Source organism: Deltaproteobacteria bacterium (assembly GCA_016875395.1).
GTDB lineage: Bacteria > Myxococcota_A > UBA9160 > UBA9160 > UBA6930 > VGRF01.
Map to the genome: position 1 here is coordinate 13,251 of VGRF01000016.1, position 21,971 is coordinate 35,221.

A 21,971-nucleotide genomic window follows, 5' to 3' on the forward strand; every position below is an offset into this window, starting at 1 on the left:
GGAGCCGCTACCGCGTCACCCACCTCGGCCGCAGATCTACCGTCACGTCGTTGACGAGGTCGCGCACGAGAATCGCGCGCGCTTCGTCCGCGGGGTGTGTGTTCAGCTGCGAGAGGCCGTCGCGCAGTGAGCCCGACGCCGTAACAACCGGAATGGTGCGCTCCGACCACGCGCTCCACACCGTCGCGCCGGTGGCGCCGTCGAGCAGCCGCACGCTCAGCTTCGCCTTGCGCTCGGAGGCGATGGCGCCCGCCGCGTAGAGCGCGTCGACCGACAGGCGCGGCTTGCTCGCGGCTTCGGTGACTTCGCCGACCCAGATCGCGTCGACCTTCTCACGCGCCGCAAGTGTCCGAACCGCCGCAGGATCGAGCTTCGGCTGCGGGCCGAGCTCGAGCACGGGCGTGCCGGGCTGCGCGTCGTGAATCGCGGCGAGCAGCTCTTGCGTGGCTTCGGCGCCGAGCTTCGAGCTGTTAGGGGAAGCGAGCTCCGCGATGCCGAGCACGCGGTACTGCGCGAGGTCGAGGCGCGGCGGCATGTACTCCGCGGGGCGACTCGGCGCGGAGGAGCAGCCCGCGAGGAGCGTCATGGCGAGCACGGAGAGGGTTGCGAGGACGTGGCGCTTCATGGCGACCTCCCGAGTTCTGATGCTTCGGTCGGGATCGGACGAGCCTTGACCCGGCGCAGATTCGTACGCCGGGTTGCGCCGTCTGGTTGCGTCGCCGCTACCGGTTGCGCGCGCGAAGGGAGGTCGGCTGAGCGGCGGGTGTGAAGTGCTTCATGGCGTTCATTCGGGTGCGGAGAGGAAGCTCCGCGTTCGAGGGCCGCGCCTAGCCAGACCGGATGTCGAAGCCCGAAGGAGTGTGCATGGGCGAGTTCAAGCTGGATGCAAGGTCCGCGGAGGAGTTGAAGGGAGTGCACCCGGATCTCGTCGCCGTCGTGACGCGCGCGGTGGAACTGACGGTGCAGGAATTTGCAGTCCACGATGGGAAGCGAACCTTCGAGGAACAGAAGAAGCTGGTCGAGTCAGGCGCGAGCAAGACGCTCGACTCACGTCACCTCTCCGGACACGCCGTCGATTTGGTTCCGCTCGTGAACGGCAAGCTCCGATGGGAGTGGGAGCCGATCCATCGAATCGCCACGGCCGTCCGCCAAGCGGCGAAGGAGTTAGGGACGCCCCTGCGGTGGGGCGCTGCTTGGGACATCGACTTCACGGGATCGCAGGACGATCCAGAGGACCTCTGCACCGACTACGCGGCGCGGAGGAGGAAGGCGTGGAAGCGAGCTTTCCTCGACGGGCCTCACTACGAGCTTCCGCTGTCGAAGTATCCGGCATGAGGGCTTCTGTTCGTCCTACGTAGGCGAGCGCGCGCGGACGGGCTACGAACTCGGTTCGAGGGAGCCCCGCCATGCCCTACGCCACCGGCCGCACGTTCTACGACGCCGACTCGCACATCATGGAGCTAGGCGACTGGCTTGTTAGGTACGCCGACCCCGGCGTGCGCGAGAAGATCCGGCCGCTCTACCTCGGCGGCGCGGGCGCGCTCGCGGACAAAGCCGTGGAGGAAGCGGCGCGCCGGCGCGGCGACGCGGAGGCGGCGCGCAAGCTCGAAGACGACCTGATGGGGCCGAAGGGTTGGGGCGCGCTCGGCGCGTTCGACCCTCACGAGCGCAGTCGCGCGCTCGACCTATTGGGGTTCGGCTCGCAGCTCGTGTTCAGCACGTTCGCCGCGACACAGTTCCTCGGCGACGACCTCGACCTCACGTACGGCGGCACGCGCGCGCACAATCGCGCGATGGCGGAGTTCTGCGAGCACGATCCACGCCTCGTTGCGGTGGGCTTCGTGCCGTGGGGCGATCCGCAGCGCGTGCTCGACGAGGCGCGCGAAGCGATTCGCCTCGGTTGCGGCGCGATCCTCGTGCCCTCGCACCCGATGGGGAAGCTCTCACCGACGCACCCCGACTACCACCCGTTCTGGGCGCTGCTCGAAGAGACCGGCATCCCGTTCATGTCGCACATCGGCGGCGGCGGCCGGCCGCTGCATCGCGCGTTCCACAACAACGGCAAACCGAAGACCACGGACTTCCTCGGCGGCGGCGAGAACATCCGCAGCAAAGACTTCATGACGATCCACAACCCGCCCGAGACGTTCCTCTCGTGCCTCGTGCTCGACGGCATCTTCGAGCAGTTCCCGCGCCTGCGCGGAGGCTGCATCGAGCAGGGCGCGCTGTGGGTGCCCGCGTGGCTGAAGCGCCTCGACATCGCGCAGCAGACGTTCTCGAAGACGGAGCCCGCGCTGCGTCTGCCGCTGAAGGCGAGTGATTATGTGCGACGCCAGCTCAAGTTCACGCCATTCGCGACGGAGCCCGTGGGCTGGCTGATCGAGCAGGCGGGCGAGGAGCTGTTCTTGTTTTCGAGCGACTACCCGCATCCCGAAGGCGGCCGCGATCCGCTCGCGCGCTTCGAGGGCTCGATGCCGGCAGTCTCGGAGAACGCGAAGGCGAAGTTCTACGCCGCGAACTACGCGGAGATGATGGGGATGCGCGCTTCGTGAGGTGCGCGCGAGGGATGGCTTCAGACACGAGGAGAACGCGATGAAGATCAAGGTGATTCAAAACGGCCCGATCGTGCTCGACACCACGGAGGCCGTCGCGATCGCGGGCGGAGAGACGAAGACGGGGCCGCTGTATCTGTGCCGCTGCGGGCAGAGCGCGAACAAGCCGTTCTGCGACGGCGCGCATCGCAAGGTGAAGTTCGAGGGTCCTGGCGCCGAGCTCACCTGCGGCTAGGAGTCGTCGCTCGCACGCTGTGGTCGCTGTCGCGCTTTCACGCCGCGAGCAGGCGATTCAGGAAGAGCGCCAGCCAGCCGAGGGCGAACGGGAGCGGTGCGCCTCACAGTGAAGGGCGCGCGAATTGCGCGCGAGTTGCGTAACACCGGCGGCGCGCCACGCCCGCGCGCGGGGCTAGGGGAGAACGTCCCCGATCCATCGCGTAACTCGCGATAGCGTGGGCGACGACGGAGGTGACGCCATGAAGTTCACGTGGTTCAACCTGATGCCCTGGCCGCATCTGCCCGACGGCTTCCGCGAGAAGCACCGCTCGGTGTGGGTCGATCTGCCGAACTCGATGTACGACCCGCGCGAGGGTAACCGCGTCTACCACGAGTACCTCGACCAGCTCGAGTACGCGGACTCGCTCGGCTTCGACGGCATCGGCTGCAACGAGCATCACCAGAACGGCTACGGCCTGATGCCTTCGCCGAACATCATCGCCGCCGCGCTCGCGCGCCGGACCTCGCGCGCGGCGATCGCGGTGATCGGCAACTCGATCGCGCTCTACAACCCGCCGATCCGCGTCGCGGAAGAGTTCGCGATGCTCGACGTGATCAGCGGCGGCCGCCTGCTCGCCGGCTTCCCCGTCGGCACGCCGATGGACACGAACTTCTGTTATGGGCAGATCCCCGCCCTGACACGAGACAAGTACTACGAGGCGCACGACCTGATCATGCGCGCGTGGCGCGAGCGCGAGCCGTTCGCGTTCGACGGCAAGTACACGCAGCTGCGCCACGTGAACCTCTGGCCGCGCCCGATCCAGGAGCCGCATCCGCCGATCTACATCCCCGGCGGCGGCAGCGTCGAAACCTGGGAGTGGTGCGCGCGCATGGACTACAACTACTCCTACCTCTCGTTCGGCGGCTACATCGCCGGCCAGGCGATGCTCGAAGGCTTCTTCGAGGAAGTCGGAAAGCTCGGCAAGGACGAGTCGCCCTACCGCGGCGCGTTTGCGCAGGTGATGGCGGTGGCCGACACCGACCAAGAAGCCGAGGAGCTCTACGCAGAGCACATCCTCTACTTCTTCAACCGCTGCCTGCACGTCTACCCGGGTTTCAGCGATCCGCCGGGCTACCGCACGATCAAGACGATCCAGGGCGGCAAGCTCGATCAGCTGCGCGCCGAGGCGCAGCGCGTCTACGCGACGCTCACGTGGAAGGACCTCGTCGAGCGCGGCTTCGTGATCGCGGGCAGCCCCGCGACCGTGCGCGAGCGCTGCGAGGACATGATCAAGCGCCTGCACGTCGGCCACATCTTCTGCTTGTTCCAGTCGGGCAACATGCCGGATTGGAAGACGCGGAGGTCGACGCGCCTGTTTGCGGAGAAGGTGATGCCGCACCTCAAGGACTTGTGGCCCGAGTGGAAGAACGACAACCGTTGGTGGTGCAAGCCGTACGACGCGCGCGTGCGGCCCGAGGACACGTTCCCGGGCGCGGAGCGCGATGCGCGGGCGCACACGAGCCGTAACAGCTGAGCGGAGCGCTGCCGCATTGACTTCGCTCGGCTTCGCCTCGCTGCGCGCTTCGCTTGCGGCGGGCCGAACGAGAGGGAGATGAGATGTCCGAACGCACGATCGAAACGCGCCGCGGCATCAAGTGCCGTGTGCGCGAAGCAGGGCGCGGCGCGCCGCTCGTGTTCCTTCACGGTGCGGGCGGGCTGCTTCCTCAGGAAACGCTGCTCGACGCGCTCGCCGAGCGCTTCCACGTGTTCGCGCCGGTGTGGCCCGGTTTCGGCGCCGAGCCCGGCGAAGACGCGCTCGAGGACATGCTCGACTTCGCGCTGCACGGCTGGGACGTGGTCGAGGCATTGGGGATCGAGCGGCCCGTGCTCGTCGGGCACTCGATGGGCGGCATGATCGCCGCGGAGATGGCGGCGCTGAACAACGCTGCGGTCGAGAAGCTCGCGCTGCTCGCGCCCGCCGGCGTGTGGCTCGATGCGCACCCGATCCCGGACATGTTCGCGATGACGCCGTTCGAGCTGCCGCGGTACTTGTTCGCCGACGCGAAGGCGGGCGAGAAGCTGCTCACCGCGGGCCTCGATCTCAGTAACAACGACGCGCTGAAGAATTTCATGGTCGGCAACGCACGCCGTCTCGGCACAGCGGGCAAGATCCTCTTCCCCGTGCCGAACCGCCGCTTCAGCAAGCGCGCGTATCGCGTGAGCGCGAAGACGCTGATTTGTTGGGGCGACGAGGATCGCCTGATTCCGCCCGTGTACGCGGAAGCGTGGCAACGCTTGATCGCCGGCAGCGAGATCGCGCGCGTCGCGGGCGCGGGCCATATGCTCACGCTCGAGCAGCCGCGCGCGGTGGCGGACGCGATCGCGAAGCATCTCGGGTGACGCGGTGAGCTCTGCGACGCCGGAGTTCCTCGTCGACGCCGACTCGCACGTGCTCGAGCCGCCCGATCTCTGGGAGCGATACCTCGAGGCGCGCTACCGCGAGCGCGCGATTCGCATCGTGCCGGGGCCAGGCGGCACCGAGCAGCTGGTGGCCGACGGCGAGGTGCTGATGCCGATGGGCCTCGCGGGCCTCGGCGGCGCGGATCACGACGCGCCCAGCGTCTTCGCGACGCCGACGCTCAAGTACACGGACACTGCGCCGCGCGCGAGCTTCGACACGAGCGCGCGGCTCGCCCTAATGACTGACTGGGGCGTGAGCGCCGGCGTCGTGTTCCCGACGATCGGGATCCTGTGGGACAAGCAGCGCGATCCCGAGCTCGCGATGGCGTGGGCGCGCGCGTACAACCGCTGGCAGGCGGACTTCGTCGCGCCCGCGCGCGAGCGTCTCTGGCCGATCGCGCACGTGCCGCTCTACGACGCGACGCTCGCGCGCGAGGAGCTCGAGCGCTGCCTGCGCGCCGGCTTCAAGGGCATGTTCGTCGCGCCGGAGCCGGTGGCAGGGAAGCGGCCGTCGCATCCCGACTTCGACCCGGTGTGGGCTTTGCTCGAGGAAGCGGGCCTGCCGTTCTGCCTGCACGTGATCGTGCGTTTCAATCGCTCGCTCGGCGGCGTCTCGCAGTGGTACTCGCGCGAAGCGGGCGAGTTCAACGCCGTGTTCGGCTTCGGCCTCGGGGGCACGTATCAGCTGATTCCGGCGATCTCGTCGATCGTGTGCGATGGCCTCTTCGATCGCTTCCCGCGCCTCAAGGCGTTCGTCGTCGAGGCGGGCGGCGGCTGGGCGGGATACGTCATGGACCGCCTCGACGAGAAGTACGCGCGCTTCGGCTCGCCCTTCATGAAGCGCGCGCCGAGCGATTACTTCCGCGAGAACGTGTGGGTGTGCTGCGATCCGAGCGAGCGCGGCATCGACGCGACCTGCGACTTGTTAGGCGAAGAGCACGTGCTCTGGGGCAGCGACTACCCGCACATCGACGCGCACGTGGCGGCGCCGCAGGAGATTCGCGCCGCGGTCGCTGGGCTCTCCGAGAAGCGGCGTCGCCTCGTGCTCGGCGAGAACGCGCGCAAGCTGTTCGCAGGGAAGTGAGCGCGAGCTCGCTCGAAGCCGGATCCCGTCGCAGTTCGGCGCGTTTTGACGATCTTTGCCGTGGTGGATCCGCACGACCCCGGACGAGCGTCGCAGGATGGTCGAGTGGGATCCCGCCAAGGCGGACGAGAACACGCGCAAGCACGGAGTGGAGTTCCGGCACGCGGAGACCGTCTTCGCTGACGTCCACCTGCTGCTGTTGCCGAGTGAGTGGATCGGCGAGGCGAGGTGGTCGGCGATTGGATCGGACGGCCTGGGCCGCATTCTCATGGTCGTGTACACCTGGCGCGGTGATCGCCGGCGACTCATCTCCGCAAGGCGCGCAACGCGCCGCGAGCGGAGAACCTACGAGGCGACTCGAAGATGAGACCCAAGCGCGACTGGAAGAACGCATTTCGTGGTCCGATGTACCTCCCGCCGCGGAACACGAAGCAGATTCGGATCACCATCGACGACGACGTTCTGGAGTGGTTCGGCAAGCGCGTCGACGAGAACAGCGGCGGGAACTATGACGACCTCCTCCGCCATGCACTGCGCGAGTACGCGGAAAACCACCCGGATGGCCTCACGGAAGAGATGCGCGCGGTCTTGAACGCTCCTCGGACGATGAATCCCGCGTACCTGAAGTGGGTGGAAGGCGTTCGGAGCCGCCGCGCTGCCGCCAAGAAGAATCCCCCCGCGCGCAAGCGCACGAAGAAGCGCGCGACCTAACTGCTCCTGCCGCGTCTTCGGCTCAGCAGGTTCCGGCTCACGCCTTCGCACACGACGTCGAGGTAGTTCGCCGGATCGAGCGCCGGCGCGAGCGGCACGCTGCTCTGGAAGTCGAACGTGGCGTGGGTGAAGTACGTGAAGTCGCGATTCACCGCGCGCAGCCGTTCGGCTCCGGCGCGCGCGGCTTTCACGAGCGCGGGCTTGCGCGAGAGCTTCGCGAGCACGAGGTCCTTCGCGGCGGGAAGCTCGTGGTACGCGAGCTCGGCGAGCGCGAACGGGACGCCGGGGTTGCCGACGTAGCGAATGTTCACGCCCGAGCCGCGCACGGGGTTGGCCTCGAAGAACGCGGTGATGCGCTCGCGGCAGAGCTGGATTTGCAGCGCACCTGTCAGGCCCGCCACTGCGTGACGGATGCGCAGCTCGCCGCGCGCGGGCGGCGCGAACGCCGCCTCGACGATGCGGTGCGCGACGGCGTCGCACGGCACGACGTCGAGCCGCGCGGCGAGGTCGCCCGCGACCACGCGCAACCGGCCGGTCGCGAGGCCGATCACGAACGCGGCAAACGCGGCGCCGCTGTCGATCCAGCCGGGCGACGGCGTGCGCTCGCTCGCGGACACGATGCTCGGGCGCAGCAGCGTCACCGGCAGCTGCTCGCCGCGCCGCGCGACGAGGTGCTCGGCGATGCACTTGGTGAGCGTGTACGTGTTGGGGTGGCCCGTCTCGCCGAGCAGGCGCGCAGGCGCCACGCGGCCCGCGAGGATGTCCGCATACTTGGACGCCGGGTCGCGCGGCAGCGGCGCGAGCTTCTCCTCCACCCGTAACAACTCGCCGCGCACGGGCTTCGGGTGTGCGGTCACGTATGCGGTCGACACGTCGACGAACGAAGCGAGCCGCCGGCATTCGCGCGCGATGCCGAGCGCTTCGAGCGCGCCCGTCGTGTTCACCGCGGTCGCCTCGGCGAGCGGCAGGTTGAACTCCACCGATGCCGCGCAGTGAATCACGTGCGTGACTTCGTTCGCGACGCGATCGCGCACTCCGGCAGCGAGGCCGAGCCCCGGCTTCGTCAGGTCGCCCGCGATTGCCTCGACGCACTTCTCCCAGCCGGGCTCGTGCGCCGCAAAGCACGCGCTGGTCACCACGTCCCCGCGCAGCCGCGCATCCGCATGCTCCGGATCGCTCGCCCGCACGAGCGCGAGGACACGCCCGACGCCGAGCTCCGCGCGGCGCCGCATCAGCTCCTCGAGCACGACCTTCCCGACGAACCCCGTTGCGCCCGTAAGCAGCACGACGTGCGACGCGGAATCACTCACGGAACGAAGCCCCGGCCCAAGGGGCAGAACCCCAACCAAGCAACTCTGCAGGAGGCCGACTCACGGAGCTCCAGAAGCCTCCCGCACTATCCATTGCCACTTCCAAGAACGTTCTCGGGGTCGAACGCGTGCTTCATGCGCTCGCGCCAAGCGAGCGCGGCGGGCGTGAACACGCGCGGCAGGAAGCTCGCGCGCAGCTTGCCGATGCCGTGGTGGTGCGAGAGCGAGCCGCCGTTCTTCAGGATCTCGTCGCGCGCCGCGCGCTCGAGCTCGGCGAACACTTCGCTCGGGTGCTCCACGCCCTTGTAGTAGAAGGCGAAGTAGAAGTAGAGGCACGCGCCCGCTTCGTAGAGCTGCGTCACGCGCACCGAGATGAACGGCTTGCCGGGCAGCTTCCGCGCCGCGTGCTCTTCGCTGACGCGCCGCTTCACGCCGTTCACGACGCTCAGCACCTGGCTCCACGGCACGGTCGTCTCGAACGACTCGGCGACGACCCAGTGCTGCATGATGAAGTCGCGGATGTAGGCGATCGCGAAGGTGAGCTCGTAGCCGCGCTTGCCGTTCTCCGCGCCCGCCTTCATCCCGCGATGCTGCTTCGCGAGCGCGTAGACGCCGCGTTCCTGCGCCGAGACTTCTTGCTCCGTGCCCTCGAACAGCAGCGTGCACGCGACCATCTGATTCGCGTCGAAGCCCTTCACGCCGAGCACGAAGGCCTTCTCGATGCGGCTCATCAGCGCCGCGGCGCCGGTCTTCGCGGGCTTCACCGCTTGGCCGAACTGGAACTGGAGGTTGTCCATCAGCCGAATGCTCGCGGGCTTGCAGCCCGCGCGTTCGACGTCGCGCACGAACGCGAAGCCTTGCTCGAAGCTCTTGAACAGCACCGAGCCGAAACGGCGCACCGCGGGCCTCGGGAACACCTTCACGACCGCGCTCGTGACGACGCCGAGGCGGCCCTCGCTGCCGATCAGCCAACGCGCCGGATCACCGCCGACGCTCTCGCGGGCAGACGGCGCGCGCGCGAGCTCGCCGCCCTCAGGTGTTATGGCCGAGATCGAGAGCAGCAGATCCTCGATGTTCCCGTAGCGGTTCTTCTTCATCCCGCTGGCGTTGGTCGCGACCCAGCCGCCGAGCGTCGAGAGCTCCATCGAGTCCGGCTCGTGTCCGCAGGTGAAGCCGTGGCGTCCGAGCACTTCCTCGATCTCGCTGCCGGTCGCGCCCGCTTGGATGCACGCGGTGCGGTTCTCCGCGTCGATCCACAGCACGCGATTCATGCGCCGCATGTCGAGCGACACGATCGTGCGCTTCTCGGACTCGAGGCAGCGCAGCGCGTCGGTCACGTTCGTGCCGCCGCCAAACGGGATCACGCAGGCGCGGTGCGCGCGCGCGAGCTCGATCACGACGCGAACTTCGTCCCCGCTCGTGGGCCACACCACGAGGTCGGGCACGCGCGCGAACTCGCCCCACTTCGCGCCCCACATGTCCTCTTGCGTGTGGCCGTGGCCGTGGCGCAGGCGCTGCTTCGGATCGATCGAGATGCGCGCCGGGTCGAGCTTCTCCGCGAGCGCGCGCTCGAACGGTTCGTTCACGACGCGCTCAGGCACCTTCGTCGGGTAACGCGGCGCGTTGCGATCCCGCGTGTCGAGCGGGCTCGCGAAGATGTCGGTGCCCCACGGCAGCAGCGACGGGATCTTCTTGCCGCCGATCGCGTAGCGCGATCCTCCGAACTCGACTTCGCCCGCGTCGTCCAGGCGGAAGCCACTGTCGGCAAAGCCCCAACCGTCGAGTCGCTCTTCCACTCGCGGCGAAGGCGGGTTGGGAACGATGCGCTGCGAATTCGCGTCGGTCATCGCGGGCCTCGGGTGGGCGTTCAGCTTCGCCTGAGAAGTGCGTGCGCGTAAAGGGCCTCGCGCGAAAACGCGGCGAGGCGCGATAGCGTGGGGTGCGATCCAAAGGAGACACCCATGCGCATCGGCATCATGACTGGCGCGTCCGGCCCCGGCGACACGATCGACACCTTGGTCGCGCGCGGCCAAGAGGTCGAGCGGCGCGGCTTCCCCGCGCTGTGGATGGCGAACATCTTCTCGCTCGACGCGATCCTCACGCTCGCGATCATGGGGCGGGAGACCAAGAGGATCGAGCTCGGCACGGCGGTGGTGCCGACGTATCCGCGCCACCCGTTCGCGATGGCGCAGGAGGCGCTCAGCGCGAATCAAGCCGCCGGCGGGCGTTTCACGCTCGGCATCGGGCTCTCGCACCGCATCGTGATCGAGGGGATGTTCGGCATGTCGTACGACAAGCCGGCGCGCCACATGCGCGAGTACCTCGAGGTGCTCGGGCCGCTGCTGCGCGGCGAGCAGGTGAAGTACGCGGGGCAGGTTTATCAGGTGAACGGCTCGCTCGGCATCGGCGCCAGCGCACCTTCGGTGATGGTCGCGGCGATGGCGGACAAGATGCTCGAGGCGACCGGGCAGCTCGCCGACGGCACGATTCTCTGGATGACCGGCGCGAACACGGTCGCGAATCACGTCGCGCCGAAGCTGAACGCCGCGGCGAGGGCCGCCGGGCGCAAGGCGCCGCGCATCGCCGCGGGCATTCCGATCGCGCTGACGAACGATCCCGCGGGCGCGCGGCAGTGGGCGGCGACGAACCTCGTCGTCTACGGCCAACTTCCGAGCTATCGGGCGATGCTCGATCGCGAAGGCCTCGCGGGCCCCGCGGACCTCGCGCTCGTCGGCGACGAGAAGGCGCTCGACGCCGGCCTCGCGCGCATGCGCGATGCGGGCACCACGGATTTCGTCGCGTCGATCATCCCGAGCGATCCGGGCGCCGACGCGCGCACGCTCGACTACCTGCAAAGCAAACTCTGAGAAGGAGCTCTCGTGAATTCGAGCCGCGTGATTCAGGCGTTCGCGCTTTCGGCGGCCCTCGCAGCGAGCGCAGCGTTCGCTGACGAGCCGTCGGGTCCGTTCAAGACGGTGCACTGCCTCAAGTACGCAGGACTCACCGCACCCCTCAGCGGCCTCGTCGTCGGCATCAAGCCCGATCCGACGATGGAGCACCCGATGGTGATCTGCGTGGCGCAGCGGCCGGGGCAGACCGTGGTGCTCGACGCCGGCTTCGTCGACGAGGCCTACGGCAAGTCGCAAGGTGTTACGGACTTCACCCAGCTCGCGGATCGGCTCGGCGACATCGGCGTGAAGGCCGAGGACGTCGACCTCGTGACGCTCGGGCATTTGCACTGGGACCACTCGGGCGGCACGAGCGCGTTCCCGAACGCGCGCTTCGTGTTGCAGCGCGACGAGCTCGAGTACGCAGCGCTCACCGTTGCCGGCAACAAGTTCGTGACGAACGGCTTCCGCCTCGAGGAGCTCACCGAAGCGCTGAAGCTGCGCTGGAACGGCCGGCTCGATCTCGTCGACGGCGACAGCGAGGGCTGGCAGGACGGAATCGATCTCTACCTAACACCTGGCCACACCGGCGGCACCATGACGGTGTGCGTCGCCACGGTGAAGGGCCGCGTGTGTTACACGAGCGACGCCGTCTACTCGTACGAGAACATCGAGCAGAACCTGCCGCTCGGCATCGCGGTGCTGCCGGCGCAGATGTACGAGTCGTTCGCGAAGATCCGCCGCGTGCTACGCGGCGGGAAGCTCGTGCCGGGCCACGCCGCCGCCGCGTTCAACGACGCGAAGGCGCGCGGCTTTCGCAAAGTGAGCGATCGCGTGTTGGCGGTGGTGGAGTGAGGAGCGCCGCAGCGCTCGTCGCCGCATTCGCGCTCGGCTGCGGGCCGGTGCCGGGCGGCGCGCTCGACGGCGAGGTGACGCCTTTGCCCGCGTCGTGGAGCGAGGCGCTCGGCGGCGACCGCGCGATGTGCGAGATCGAGGCGCGGCCCGCGCAGCCGCACTCGATCCAGCTCGAATGCTTCACGCGCGACGGCGAGCTCTGGGTGCAGTCGCACCGCTGGGTGCTCGCAGACTGGTGGCCCGAGAGCTGGGCGGAGGTCTGGCTCGCGGAGCCCGACGTGCGCGTGCGCATCGGCGAGCGCATCTACGAGCTGCGCGCGGAGCGCCTGACAGATGACGGGCTGCGCGAGGTGATGCTGAAGGAGCGCGGCTACGACCCGGTGCCCGAGGGCATCGTGGTGTTTCGCTTCGACCCGCGCGGCTGACTCAGACGTTCGGCTGCCAGAAACCGTCGACGCAGTAGACGGCATGCTCGGCGCGCACGAGGAGAGGCTCACACGACGAGTGGCGCGCCGTAGCGATCGAGGAATGCCATCTCCGCGAGCGGACGCCGGCTGAGGCGCTGTGGAAACGGCTGCGCGGGCCAGCCGAGCGCGATCACCGCCGCGGTCGAGACGTCGCCCGGAATCGCGAGCAGCTCCTTCACGCGCGGCTCCTCGGCGCAGAGCAACGTGGTGAGCGCGCTGCCGAGGCCTTCGGCGCGCGCGGCCAGTAACAAGTTCTGCACTGCTGGATACACCGAAGCGCCGCCCACGATCGAGAGCCGGCCGAGCGTGGCGTCGGTGGGGTGAACGTCGGCGAGCTTCGCGCACGCGACGGCGAGCACGGGCACCTCGGCGAGGTGACGCGCGAAATGGTCGGCGTTCGCGATGATCTTCGGCAGCGCACCCACGCGCACGTCCCCGCGCGTCACCATCGCGAAGTAGCGCTCCCAGTGCGGCAGATAGAGCGCCGCGAGCTGCTTGCGGAGCGCTTCGTCGCGCACGGCGACGAAGCGGACCGGCTGGCGATTGCCGCCGGTGGGCGCGAATCGCGCGGCGTCGAGAACGCGGGCGAGCACGCCGTCCGGCACCGCGTCGGGCTTGAAGAAGCGGCACGTGCCGGTAGTGCGAATCGCGTCGAGCAGGTCCATGGACGCCTCCGAGGGGAAGCCGAGCATGCACCAGGACGGCGCCATTTCGGCCGGGCCAAAATGACCGGGCGAACAAAACGGCCCGGCCGAAACGTTCGCCTCGAGTCAGCGCACCAGCGGCCGGTCGCGCAGCTCGTTCGCGTTCGCCCGCTCGCCGCTCGCGGGGAAGTGCGCCGCGAGCAGCTCGTGCACTGCGTTCACGCCCGCAATCGCGCCCGCCTCGAAGCGCCCCTCGCGGAGGTGCGCCTCCATCGCGCGGCACACCTGCTCCCATGCGTCCGGCGCGATCCGCGCCGCCGCGCCGCGGTCGGCGACGATCTCGACGTCGCGCTCGGCCAACAACAAGTAGATCAGCACGCCGTTGTTCTCTGCCGTGTCCCAGACGCGCAGCTCCGAGAACACGGCGGTCGCGCGTTCGCGCGCGGTCTCGCCGCGCCACAGCTCGGCGAGATCGAGCGCGGCTTCCACCGCGAAGCAGACCTCGCCCGTGTGGCGCGATTCGCCGGCGCGGATCGCGGCTTCGATGCCGTCGAGCGCGCGCTCGGGGAAACGGCCGCGCGCGACGAACGGCGGAGTGATCAGGTTGCGCAGCGCGCGCGAGAAGCTCATCGCGTCACCAGCGCCCGGAGGCGCCGCCGCCTCCGAAGCTGCCCCCGCCGCCCGAGAAGCCGCCGCCGCCGAATCCTCCACCTCCGAAACCGCCTCCACCGAACCCGCCCCAACCGGCGTGATTTCCACGGCGATAGTGACCGCGCGGGCGAGTTCCGGCGAGCGCAGCGAACATCGCGGTGAACAGCGCGAACGCGAGTACGATGAAGAAGACGCCCGTGATGAACCACACGAGCGCGAACACGACGCCGCCCGCGAGCAGCGGCCCGAGCACGCGACCGAAGATCTTGCGCAGCACGCCGCCTGCGATCGGAATCGCGAAGAGCGCGAACGGCAGCGCGCCCTCGAGGCTCGAGAGCGGGCTCTCGTCCCACGTGTCGGGCGGAGGGGGAAGTGGCTCGCCGTCGATCACCGCGAGCATGCGATCGACACCGGCATCGATGCCTCCCGCGAAGTCTCCCGCGCGAAGGCGCGGCACGATCGCTTCGTCGATGATGCGATTCGAGGTGGCGTCCGTGAGAGCGCCCTCGAGGCCGCGGCCGACCTCGATGCGCAGCGCGCGGTCGTCCTTCGCGACGAGCAGCAGCGCGCCGTCGTCGCTCGCCGCGCGCCCGAGCGCCCACGCGTCGACCACACGGATCGAGTACTGCTCGATTTCCTCAGGCTGCGTGGTCGCGACGATCAGCACCGCGACCTGCGCACCCTTGCGCGCCTCGAAGGTCGCGAGCTTCTGCTCGAGCGCACTCTGCTCGGTGCTGCTCAGCGTGCTCGTGAGGTCGGTGACGCGCGCGCGCAGCTCCGGAATCGGCTGAAGCGACTCCGCCGTCGCGGCCGCTGCGATCGCCCCTAACGACAGCGCGAGTGCGAGCTTCCGCACGCCGGGCTCAGAACTCCACCGCCGGCGGCGTCGCGATCTCCGCCTCGTTCTCCACGGTGAAGTTCTGCTTGCGCTCCAGCCCGAAGATCATCGCGGTGAGGTTCGTCGGGAACTTGCGCACCGTGCCGTTGTAGATCTGCACCGACTCGATGTAGCGGTTGCGCGCGACGGTGATGCGATTCTCGGTGCCTTCGAGCTGCGCCTGCAGATCGCGGAAGTTCTGGTCGGCCTTCAAATTCGGGTAGTTCTCACTCACCGCGATCAAGCTCTTCAGGGCGTTCGTGAGCTCGCCCTGCGCGGCTTGGAATTTCTTCAGCGCCTCGGGATCGTTCAGCGTCTCCGGCGTGACTTGGATCGAGGTCGCACGCGAGCGAGCTTCGGTCACTCCGGTGAGCACCTTCTCCTCGTGCGCGGCATAGCCCTTCACCACGTTCACGAGATTCGGAATCAGGTCCGCGCGCCGCTGGTACTGGTTCACCACCTCGGACCAAGCGGCCGTGACCGCCTCGTCCTGGGTTTGCAGCGCGTTGTAACCGCAGCCGGTCGCGAACAGCGCGAGCGCGAGAGCAAGCGACACCGAAATGCGACGCATCGAGATCCTCCCTGTGCGCGCGCTACGTGGCGGCGCGTGCGGAGTTCATGGTTGCGCCGGGCGCGCCGCGCGCCAGCGCAGCGCGAGCCAGAGGAGCAGCGAGGGCGCCCCGATCCACGCGGCCTCGCTCGCGATCACTGCGGCGCCGCGATCGCTGAAGAAGCGCGCGATGCCGAGTGGCGAGACGGCGATCGGGCGCCACGGCAGGAAGTAACGCGTGTGATCGAACGGCGAGAAGAAAGCGACGCCGAGGCCGCCGTCGGTCAGCGCGTCGAAGAAGCCGTGCGACGCGGCTGCGAGCGTGAGCAGCGCGAAGGTAGGTGCGAACCCGGGGCGAGCGGCGCCGCGAAGGAACGCGCGCAGGAGCAGCGTCGCCGCAAGCCCTAACAGGGCGGCGAACAGAAGTGAGTGCGAGAAGCCGCGGTGGCCGAGCGGCGCCTCGTACGGGATGCCGAAGCGGAACGCGAGCACGTCGAAGTCGGGCGCGACCGCGCAGAACGCAGCGCAAGCGATTAACGCTGGTCGCGCGCGGAAGCCGGCGCCGAGCGCCGAGGCGAACAGGGCGTGGCCGACAACGGTGGGCATGCATGGCTCCTCGCGGGCCGAATGAGCCCTTGGTCATCACGATGCCGGCGCTGAAAGAGCTGAAGCCCGAGCCGCTTCAGGCCTGACGAGAAGGCGCAGCGCTCAGATCGTGCGGCGCTGCCTCGGCAGATTCTGGAAGCTCGCGGCGCGGCCTTCCTTCTTGGCGACGAACGCCTCCGCCATGTCGCCGCCGAAGAACATCCCCGCTTGCCACGTCGCGATGTAGTTGAGGCCGTCCTCGATGCTGTGGTCGCGCGTGTAGTTCAGCATCTCCTTGCTACCCCACACTGCGAGCGGGGATTTCTCCGCGATCTCGCGCGCGATTCCGAGCACGGCGGAGAGCATCTCGTCCTGCGTCGCGTACACCTCGTTCACGAGCCCGACGGCGAGCGCCTTCTGCGCGGGCAGGCGGCGCCCCGTGTACGCCATCTCGCGCACGATGCCTTCGGGCACGAGCCGCGGCAGGCGCTGCAGCGTGCCGACGTCAGCGGTCAGGCCGAGGTTGATCTCTTGGATGCAGAAGAACGCGTCGGCCGTGCAGTAGCGCGCGTCGCACGCGCTGATCATGTCGACGCCGCCGCCGATGCAGCCGCCTTGGATCGCGGCGAGCACTGGAATGCGCGCGCGCTCGAGCGCGTTGAACGACTCCTGGAACACGAGCGCCGACTGCCGCATCAACGAGCGCGCGCGCCCGGGCTCGGCGCTGCGCGTGTTCGCGCCGCTCTCCGCCTGGGCGTTCGCCACGCCGCCGTCGCCCTGGAACACCGCGAGGTCCATGCCCGCCGTGAAGTGCTTGCCGGTCGACGAGAGCACGATCACGCGCGCCTCGCCCTCGTCGCTGAGCTGGTTCACGACCGCGGGCAGCTCGCGCCAGAACGCGGGCGTCATCGAGTTGAACGCCTGCGGCCGGTTCAGCCGCAGATGCGCCACGTGATACTTCAGCTCGAGATCGAAGCAGTCCATGAGCTCTCCTCCTTCGCGCCCGACGTGTGCAAGCACGTCCCGAGTGCGCGCTTTGGTGCACGTACGTCCCCAGTGCGCGCAGTTGTGCGCGTACGTCCCCTGTGCGCGTCTGGGCTACGCCGCGCGGCCGCCGGGCACTTCGACCGTGACGGTGTCGCGGCCCGAGCGCAGCACGGTGCCGGGGCGCGCGCCGGTGTCTTTGCCGTCGCGCACGATCTCGGCGCCGTTCACGAACACGCGCTCGACGCCGATCGCGTCGGCGTAGAGCCGGCCCGCGCCCGCGGGCAGGTCGTACTTCATGTGCACCGGCCCGCTTGCGACGGTGCCCGGGTCGAACACGACCACGTCCGCCTGCCAGCCCTCTGCGAGCCGGCCGCGACCGCGCAGTCCGTAGAGGCGCGCGGGCACGTCGGTCAGCCAGCGCACGCACTCCTCGACGCTCGCGAGGTTCTTCGCGCGCGCATTCCCCAACAAGTTCGTCGAGAACGCGAACGTGTCGATCATGTCGAGGTGCGCGCCGGCGTCGCTCGCGCCCACCACCACGCGCGGGTCGCGCCACACTCTCGCGCGCAGCTGCCAGCTCGCGTCGTCGAGGCCGATCGGAGAAGGCATGAACGAGGTTTCGAGCCGCTCGCTGATCGCGAGGTCGATCATCGTGTCGAACGGCGTCTTCCCGATCTCCTTCGCGATGTCGCCGATCAGCCGGCCTTGCAGGTGCTTGTGCTCCTCGCGCGCCACCTGGTCGACGATCATCCGCTCCCAGTTCGCGAGGCCGCGCAGCAGGCCCGCGCCCTCGGAGTGCGCGCCCTCGTCGAGATGGCGGCGGAACGCGGGATCCTTCAGCCGCTCGATGCGCGCCGGGACCGAGAGCTTGAACAGCTCGGGCCAGTGCGGGAGCGCGTCGAACACGAAGCCCGCGACGAGGTTGATGCGCACCGTCGGGCTCGTAGGCGGCGAGAGCGCCACCACCGTCGCACCGCGCTCGGCGGCGTAATCACTCGCCGCGAGTTGATGATCGACGATGCCCGGGTTGATCGAGTTGGGCGCGAGCAGGTTCCAGTTCAGCGGCCGGTTCGCCGCGAGCGACATGTCGGCCATGATCGATTTCTCTTTGTCGCTCCAGAGGCCGGTGCCGGGAATCGCCTCGAGCACGGTGCCCGGCAGATCGCGGATCGCGCGGCAGAGCGCGACCACTTCTTCGCGCGTCGCGTGGCGCGACGGCACGGGCTCACCGGCGCCGTCGTTGTGCGTCGGCGCGAGCGAGGTGGAGAAACCGAGGCCGCCTTCGCGCACCGACTGCTGCAGCAGCGCGACCATCTCGGCGAGTTCCTCGGGCGTCGCCGCGTGGCCGACCGAGCGCTCCTTCATCACGACGCGCCGCACCGCGCAGTGGCCGACGAGGAAGCCTGCGTTGATCGCGAGCTTGCCGTCGAGCTTGCCGAGGTACTCGCCGAACGTGCGCCAGTCCCACGGCACGCCCTTCTCCAGCGACTGAATCGGCATGCCCTCGACGCGCGACAGCATCGGCATCAGGTAGGCGCCGGCTTCGGGTGTCAGGGGCGCGATCGAGAAGCCGCAGTTGCCGCCGACCACGGTTGTTACGCCGTGGTTGCTCGAAGGCGAGAGCGTCGGGTCCCAGAACACCTGCGCGTCGTAGTGCGTGTGAATGTCGACGAACCCGGGCGCGATCACCTTGCCCGTGGCGTCGACGACGTGCTTCGCGGGCTCCGTCACCTCGCCGATCGCGACGATCTTGTCGCCGCGAATGCCGATGCTGCCGACGCGCCCCGGCGCGCCGGTGCCGTCCACGATGAGTCCGCCGTCGATGCGTACGTCGAGCATGGGTCGCTCCTTGCTGTGAGGTGCTCGGACCGTAGCCCGCTCGCGGGGCGGGGCGCTTCGGGACCGTCGTGGGCTCCCGTAGACTGCGCCGCGATGAGCACGGGCTATCGCACGCAGTCGCCGGACACGAGCCGAGAAGCGGAAGAGCGGCAGATCGCGCATTGGCGCGCGCTGTCCGATCCCGAGAAGGCGCGCGTGCTCGGCGAGATGATGCGGGCCGCAGAGCAACTAGCCCGCGCTGGTGTCGAATCGCGCCATCCGGGAGCGACCGGGGAGGAAGTGCGCCTTCGCCTGCTCGCGCTTCGCCTCGATCGCGAGACGATGATCAGACACTTCGGCTGGGATCCCGAGCGCGAGGGCTACTGAGTTGGAGCTGGAGCCGATTCGCGTGTTGATCGAGGTGACTACGGCGCTGGAACGAGCCGGAGTGGAATACGCAGTCGGCGGCTCGTTCGCGAGCACGTTCCACGGCCTTCCGCGCACTACGAACGACATCGACATCGCGGTGTTCTTGCCCGAACCGAAGGTGTCGGGCGCGTGCGCCGCGCTCGACGGCAGCTTTTTCGTTGACGAAGTCGCCGCGCTCGAAGCCTCGCGCCGGCGCGCGAGCTTCAACGTCTTTCACCGCGACACGATGCTGAAGGTCGACTTCTTCGTGCTCGCGGGAACGCGCTACGACCGCGAGCAGATGCGTCGCCGCGTGCGGGTCGTCGTCGGCTCCGATCGAACGGCTTCTGCGGCGATGCTCGCACCAGAGGACGTGATCCTGCGGAAGCTGGCTTGGTATCGCGAAGGCGGCGGTGTGTCGGAGCGCCAGTGGCTCGATGTGGCGAGCGTGATCAAGGTGCAGCGCGAGCGCCTCGACCGTCCGTATCTGCGCACGTGGGCCGCGGAGCTCGGCGTGGCGGACCTGCTGGAGCGCGCGCTCGTGGAGGCGGGCGCGGTCTGACTTCGCGCATCGCCTCAGCGCGGAATCCCCAACAACTTCCCCGCCTCCGCGCACGTCGCGAGCCTCCGCCCGTGCTTCTCCGCGAGCGCCTTTGCCTTGCGCACCGCGTCGACGTTGCTCTTCGCGCTCGCGTGATCCTCGAGCCCCACGCGCAGGTGGCCGCCGCGCTGCACTGCGAGCTCGGCGATCGGCGTGTCGAAGATGTCGCCCCCTAACACCGCGACCGCCCAGTTCAGGCCGGAGCCGCGCAGCATCGCGAGGTACATCTCGAACGCTTCGGGAATCGGCGGCGTGCTGAAGCTCGGTTCCGCTACCGCGTTCACTTCGCTCGCCTGCGGCTCGCTGCGCGCGCCGCTCCGCGGCGCTTGCGGCAGGTAACCCCCTGCGGCGAAGTAGAGCTTCACGAGCGCGCCGGGCGGCAACGTGCCGGCTCGCTGCATCGCGAGGATCACGCGCAGCCAGCCGGGCTCGAAGATCGCGATGCTCGGGCCGAGTCCGTGCTTGCGGCACAGCTCCGCCATGTGGCGCACGTCGCTCGGCGAGTTCACGTACACGAAGTCCATCGGCGCGGGCCAGCCGTCCGCGCCGCTCGCGCCGAGGTTCACGCTGCCGGGGTCGAGCACGGCCTGGCGGATCGCGCCCGCCTCGGCGAGATGCGCGACGTGGTCGTAACGCGCGGTGCCGTCGATGCCGAAGCCCACGGTGGGGTAGAGGATCGCGTCGGGCTTCTGCGCGAGCACCGCGCGATACGCACCGAGGTAGTCCTCCGCGAAGGCCTGCGGCGTCGGCGACGGGCGCGTCGTGTGCGTGTGCACGATCGCCGCGCCTTCCGCGAAGCACGCGAGCGCGTCGGCGGCGATCTCGGCGTGCGTCTCGGGTGCCGCCGCGTTCTGCGATTTCTTCGTGACGCCGTTCAGCGCCACCTCGAGGATCACCGGCGTGCTCATCGCTTCTTCCCCTTCTTGTTAGGTCGCTTCGCAGCGCTCTTTCTCGCGGGCGCCTTCTTCACCGCACGCTTTGCTTTCGCCGCAACCTTCGGCGCGCGCAGGACGCGCAGGCGCGTGAGCCGCAGCTCGGCGATGCGCCAGGCGCCGTCTTCGAAGACGTAGCGCTCGTGGTAGTGGCCCCAGCCGTCGAGCGTGAACGCGGGCGTGTCGACCCAGTCGTTCATCGCCCACACGCCGCGCGCTTCCGTGTCGCTCAGCACCTCGATCTCGGGCATGTGGCCGTGGTGGAACGTGCGCACCGGCGGCGCCAGCACGCCCGCGAGCCCCGCGACGATCCCGTCGCGCCCGCTCCAGCGCGAATTCGACTCCTCGTCCGTGAGCGTCGCCTCGCGCGCGAACACGGCGCGCATCTCGTCCCAGCGCTTCGTGTCCATCAGCCGGAAGTAGCGCGCCTTGAGCTGATGGATTTGCTCGATCACGCCGAGCGCATCCGCGTCCGTGCGCAGCGCGAGGCGCGGCTCGAGCCACGCGGCGATGCGCTCACACGCGCGCTGCGCTTCGGGCAGGATCTCCGCGAACGCGTGCCAGACGTGGAACATCTCCTCCCACACTTCGAGCGTGACGTCCACACCGGCGTCGCGCGCCCGCGAAGCGAGTCGCGTTGCGTCGTCCAGTAACAACTCCGCGTCGCCCACCTGCAAGAGCAGCGGGGGCAGGCCGCGCAGGTCCGCGTAGAGCGGCGACGCGAGCGGCGTGCGCGAGTCCTTGCCGCCGAGGTACGCGCGCGCCATCTCGCGCAGCGGCGCCTCGGTCACCATCGGGTCGACGCTCGCCTTCGTGCGAATGCTCTCGCCCGTCGCCGCGAGATCCGTCCACGGCGAGATGCACACCGCCGCGGCGGGCAGCGCGTCGCCGGCGTCGCGCAGCGCGAGCAGCGTCGCAAGCGTGAGGCCGCCGCCCGCGGAGTCGCCCGCGATCGCGACGCGCGCCGGCGCGACGCCCTGCGCGTACACCCAGCGCACCGCTGCGACCCCGTCCTCCACCGCCGCGGGATGCGGATGCTCGGGCGCGAGCCGGTACGCGACGTTCAGCACGCGCAGGCCGGCGAGCCGCGAGAGCCGCCCGCACAGCGCGCGGTGCGTCGCGAGCGAGCCCATCGTGTAACCGCCGCCGTGCACGTACACGAGCACGCGCTCCGCGCGCGCGCCCGGCGCGATGGCCCACTCCGCGGGCACACCCCCCGCCCGCACCGCCTCGAACTTCACATCGGCGGGCAGCGGCGTCGCCGCGCTGCCGCGCTCCATGTTCGCGCGCATCTGCGCCAGGTCGCCCTGCAGCGGATTCGCGCGCAACATCTCGAGGATCTTCGGCAGCGCCGCACTCGCCATCGCTCCCTCC

General features: G+C 69.3%; 25 protein-coding genes. 13 read left to right on the plus strand and 12 right to left on the minus strand.

The window, feature by feature from the left end; all coding sequences use genetic code 11:
* Positions 1-7 precede the first annotated feature (7 nt).
* Entirely contained in the window at positions 8-625 is a 618-nt protein-coding gene (locus tag FJ091_13150) for a hypothetical protein (protein MBM4384296.1), read from the minus strand.
* Positions 626-864: 239 nt separating this feature from the next.
* On the opposite strand from FJ091_13150, the gene FJ091_13155 reads away from it, so the two are divergent.
* The 8 genes from FJ091_13155 (at position 865) to FJ091_13190 (ending at position 7,024) form a co-directional block, all read left to right on the plus strand.
* Entirely contained in the window at positions 865-1,335 is a 471-nt protein-coding gene (locus FJ091_13155; GenBank protein ID MBM4384297.1) for a M15 family metallopeptidase, read from the plus strand.
* Between the two features lie 71 nt (positions 1,336-1,406).
* On the plus strand, positions 1,407-2,552 hold the full coding sequence (locus tag FJ091_13160) for an amidohydrolase family protein (GenBank protein ID MBM4384298.1): 1,146 nt from the start codon (positions 1,407-1,409) through the stop codon (positions 2,550-2,552).
* Positions 2,553-2,592: 40 nt separating this feature from the next.
* On the plus strand, positions 2,593-2,787 hold the full coding sequence (locus FJ091_13165) for a CDGSH iron-sulfur domain-containing protein (GenBank protein ID MBM4384299.1): 195 nt from the start codon (positions 2,593-2,595) through the stop codon (positions 2,785-2,787).
* 241 nt (positions 2,788-3,028) lie between these two features.
* Complete coding sequence (locus FJ091_13170; protein ID MBM4384300.1) at positions 3,029-4,303, plus strand: LLM class flavin-dependent oxidoreductase; 1,275 nt, start codon at positions 3,029-3,031, stop codon at positions 4,301-4,303.
* A gap of 83 nt (positions 4,304-4,386) precedes the next feature.
* Entirely contained in the window at positions 4,387-5,169 is a 783-nt protein-coding gene (locus tag FJ091_13175) for an alpha/beta hydrolase (GenBank protein ID MBM4384301.1), read from the plus strand.
* A gap of 4 nt (positions 5,170-5,173) precedes the next feature.
* On the plus strand, positions 5,174-6,313 hold the full coding sequence (locus FJ091_13180) for an amidohydrolase (GenBank protein MBM4384302.1): 1,140 nt from the start codon (positions 5,174-5,176) through the stop codon (positions 6,311-6,313).
* Between the two features lie 97 nt (positions 6,314-6,410).
* Positions 6,411-6,680 (plus strand): BrnT family toxin, encoded by a 270-nt coding sequence (locus FJ091_13185; GenBank protein ID MBM4384303.1) that lies wholly within the window; start codon positions 6,411-6,413, stop codon positions 6,678-6,680.
* A complete protein-coding gene (locus FJ091_13190) occupies positions 6,677-7,024 on the plus strand; it encodes a hypothetical protein (GenBank protein ID MBM4384304.1) in 348 nt (115 codons plus the stop codon). The genes FJ091_13185 and FJ091_13190 overlap by 4 nt, the downstream gene beginning before the upstream one ends.
* Here FJ091_13190 and FJ091_13195 read toward each other — a convergent pair.
* Together FJ091_13195 and FJ091_13200 are read right to left on the minus strand one after the other, a co-directional pair.
* The gene (locus tag FJ091_13195; GenBank protein ID MBM4384305.1) at positions 7,021-8,334 is read right to left on the minus strand and encodes an SDR family oxidoreductase; all 1,314 of its coding nucleotides are present in this window, start codon (positions 8,332-8,334) and stop codon (positions 7,021-7,023) included. The genes FJ091_13190 and FJ091_13195 overlap by 4 nt on opposite strands.
* A gap of 86 nt (positions 8,335-8,420) precedes the next feature.
* The gene (locus FJ091_13200) at positions 8,421-10,181 is read right to left on the minus strand and encodes an FAD-binding oxidoreductase (GenBank protein ID MBM4384306.1); all 1,761 of its coding nucleotides are present in this window, start codon (positions 10,179-10,181) and stop codon (positions 8,421-8,423) included.
* Between the two features lie 114 nt (positions 10,182-10,295).
* Between FJ091_13200 and FJ091_13205 the strand changes: the two genes are divergently transcribed.
* The 3 genes from FJ091_13205 to FJ091_13215 are packed head-to-tail and all read left to right on the plus strand — an operon-like array spanning position 10,296 to position 12,502.
* The gene (locus FJ091_13205; protein ID MBM4384307.1) at positions 10,296-11,201 is read left to right on the plus strand and encodes a TIGR03564 family F420-dependent LLM class oxidoreductase; all 906 of its coding nucleotides are present in this window, start codon (positions 10,296-10,298) and stop codon (positions 11,199-11,201) included.
* A gap of 12 nt (positions 11,202-11,213) precedes the next feature.
* Positions 11,214-12,077 carry an N-acyl homoserine lactonase family protein gene (locus FJ091_13210; protein ID MBM4384308.1) on the plus strand — a complete coding sequence of 288 codons (864 nt, stop codon included), beginning with the start codon at positions 11,214-11,216 and terminating at the stop codon, positions 12,075-12,077.
* Positions 12,074-12,502 (plus strand): hypothetical protein, encoded by a 429-nt coding sequence (locus FJ091_13215; protein ID MBM4384309.1) that lies wholly within the window; start codon positions 12,074-12,076, stop codon positions 12,500-12,502. Before FJ091_13210 ends, FJ091_13215 begins: the two co-directional genes overlap by 4 nt.
* A 68-nt stretch (positions 12,503-12,570) precedes the next feature.
* Here the strand turns inward: FJ091_13215 and FJ091_13220 are convergent, their stop codons facing one another.
* The 7 genes from FJ091_13220 to FJ091_13250 form a co-directional block, all read right to left on the minus strand.
* Positions 12,571-13,209 (minus strand): nitroreductase family protein, encoded by a 639-nt coding sequence (locus FJ091_13220; protein ID MBM4384310.1) that lies wholly within the window; start codon positions 13,207-13,209, stop codon positions 12,571-12,573.
* A 105-nt stretch (positions 13,210-13,314) separates the two neighbouring features.
* Positions 13,315-13,818 (minus strand): TPM domain-containing protein, encoded by a 504-nt coding sequence (locus FJ091_13225; protein MBM4384311.1) that lies wholly within the window; start codon positions 13,816-13,818, stop codon positions 13,315-13,317.
* Positions 13,819-13,822: 4 nt separating this feature from the next.
* Positions 13,823-14,695: a YgcG family protein gene (locus tag FJ091_13230; GenBank protein MBM4384312.1), complete on the minus strand. Its 873-nt coding sequence runs from the start codon at positions 14,693-14,695 to the stop codon at positions 13,823-13,825.
* 7 nt (positions 14,696-14,702) lie between these two features.
* Positions 14,703-15,287 carry a LemA family protein gene (locus FJ091_13235; GenBank protein ID MBM4384313.1) on the minus strand — a complete coding sequence of 195 codons (585 nt, stop codon included), beginning with the start codon at positions 15,285-15,287 and terminating at the stop codon, positions 14,703-14,705.
* Between the two features lie 45 nt (positions 15,288-15,332).
* Positions 15,333-15,872, minus strand: coding sequence for a metal-dependent hydrolase (locus FJ091_13240; GenBank protein ID MBM4384314.1), 540 nt, complete (start codon positions 15,870-15,872; stop codon positions 15,333-15,335).
* A gap of 102 nt (positions 15,873-15,974) precedes the next feature.
* Positions 15,975-16,835, minus strand: coding sequence for a crotonase/enoyl-CoA hydratase family protein (locus FJ091_13245; GenBank protein ID MBM4384315.1), 861 nt, complete (start codon positions 16,833-16,835; stop codon positions 15,975-15,977).
* Positions 16,836-16,949: 114 nt separating this feature from the next.
* A complete protein-coding gene (locus FJ091_13250) occupies positions 16,950-18,677 on the minus strand; it encodes an amidohydrolase family protein (protein MBM4384316.1) in 1,728 nt (575 codons plus the stop codon).
* A gap of 93 nt (positions 18,678-18,770) precedes the next feature.
* Between FJ091_13250 and FJ091_13255 the strand changes: the two genes are divergently transcribed.
* Positions 18,771-19,043: a hypothetical protein gene (locus tag FJ091_13255; protein MBM4384317.1), complete on the plus strand. Its 273-nt coding sequence runs from the start codon at positions 18,771-18,773 to the stop codon at positions 19,041-19,043.
* A gap of 61 nt (positions 19,044-19,104) precedes the next feature.
* A complete protein-coding gene (locus FJ091_13260; protein MBM4384318.1) occupies positions 19,105-19,626 on the plus strand; it encodes a hypothetical protein in 522 nt (173 codons plus the stop codon).
* A 14-nt stretch (positions 19,627-19,640) separates the two neighbouring features.
* On the opposite strand, the gene FJ091_13265 is transcribed toward FJ091_13260, so the two are convergent.
* Together FJ091_13265 and FJ091_13270 are read right to left on the minus strand one after the other, a co-directional pair.
* Entirely contained in the window at positions 19,641-20,573 is a 933-nt protein-coding gene (locus FJ091_13265) for a 3-keto-5-aminohexanoate cleavage protein (GenBank protein ID MBM4384319.1), read from the minus strand.
* On the minus strand, positions 20,570-21,961 hold the full coding sequence (locus tag FJ091_13270) for an alpha/beta hydrolase fold domain-containing protein (GenBank protein ID MBM4384320.1): 1,392 nt from the start codon (positions 21,959-21,961) through the stop codon (positions 20,570-20,572). Before FJ091_13270 ends, FJ091_13265 begins: the two co-directional genes overlap by 4 nt.
* Positions 21,962-21,971 lie beyond the last annotated feature (10 nt).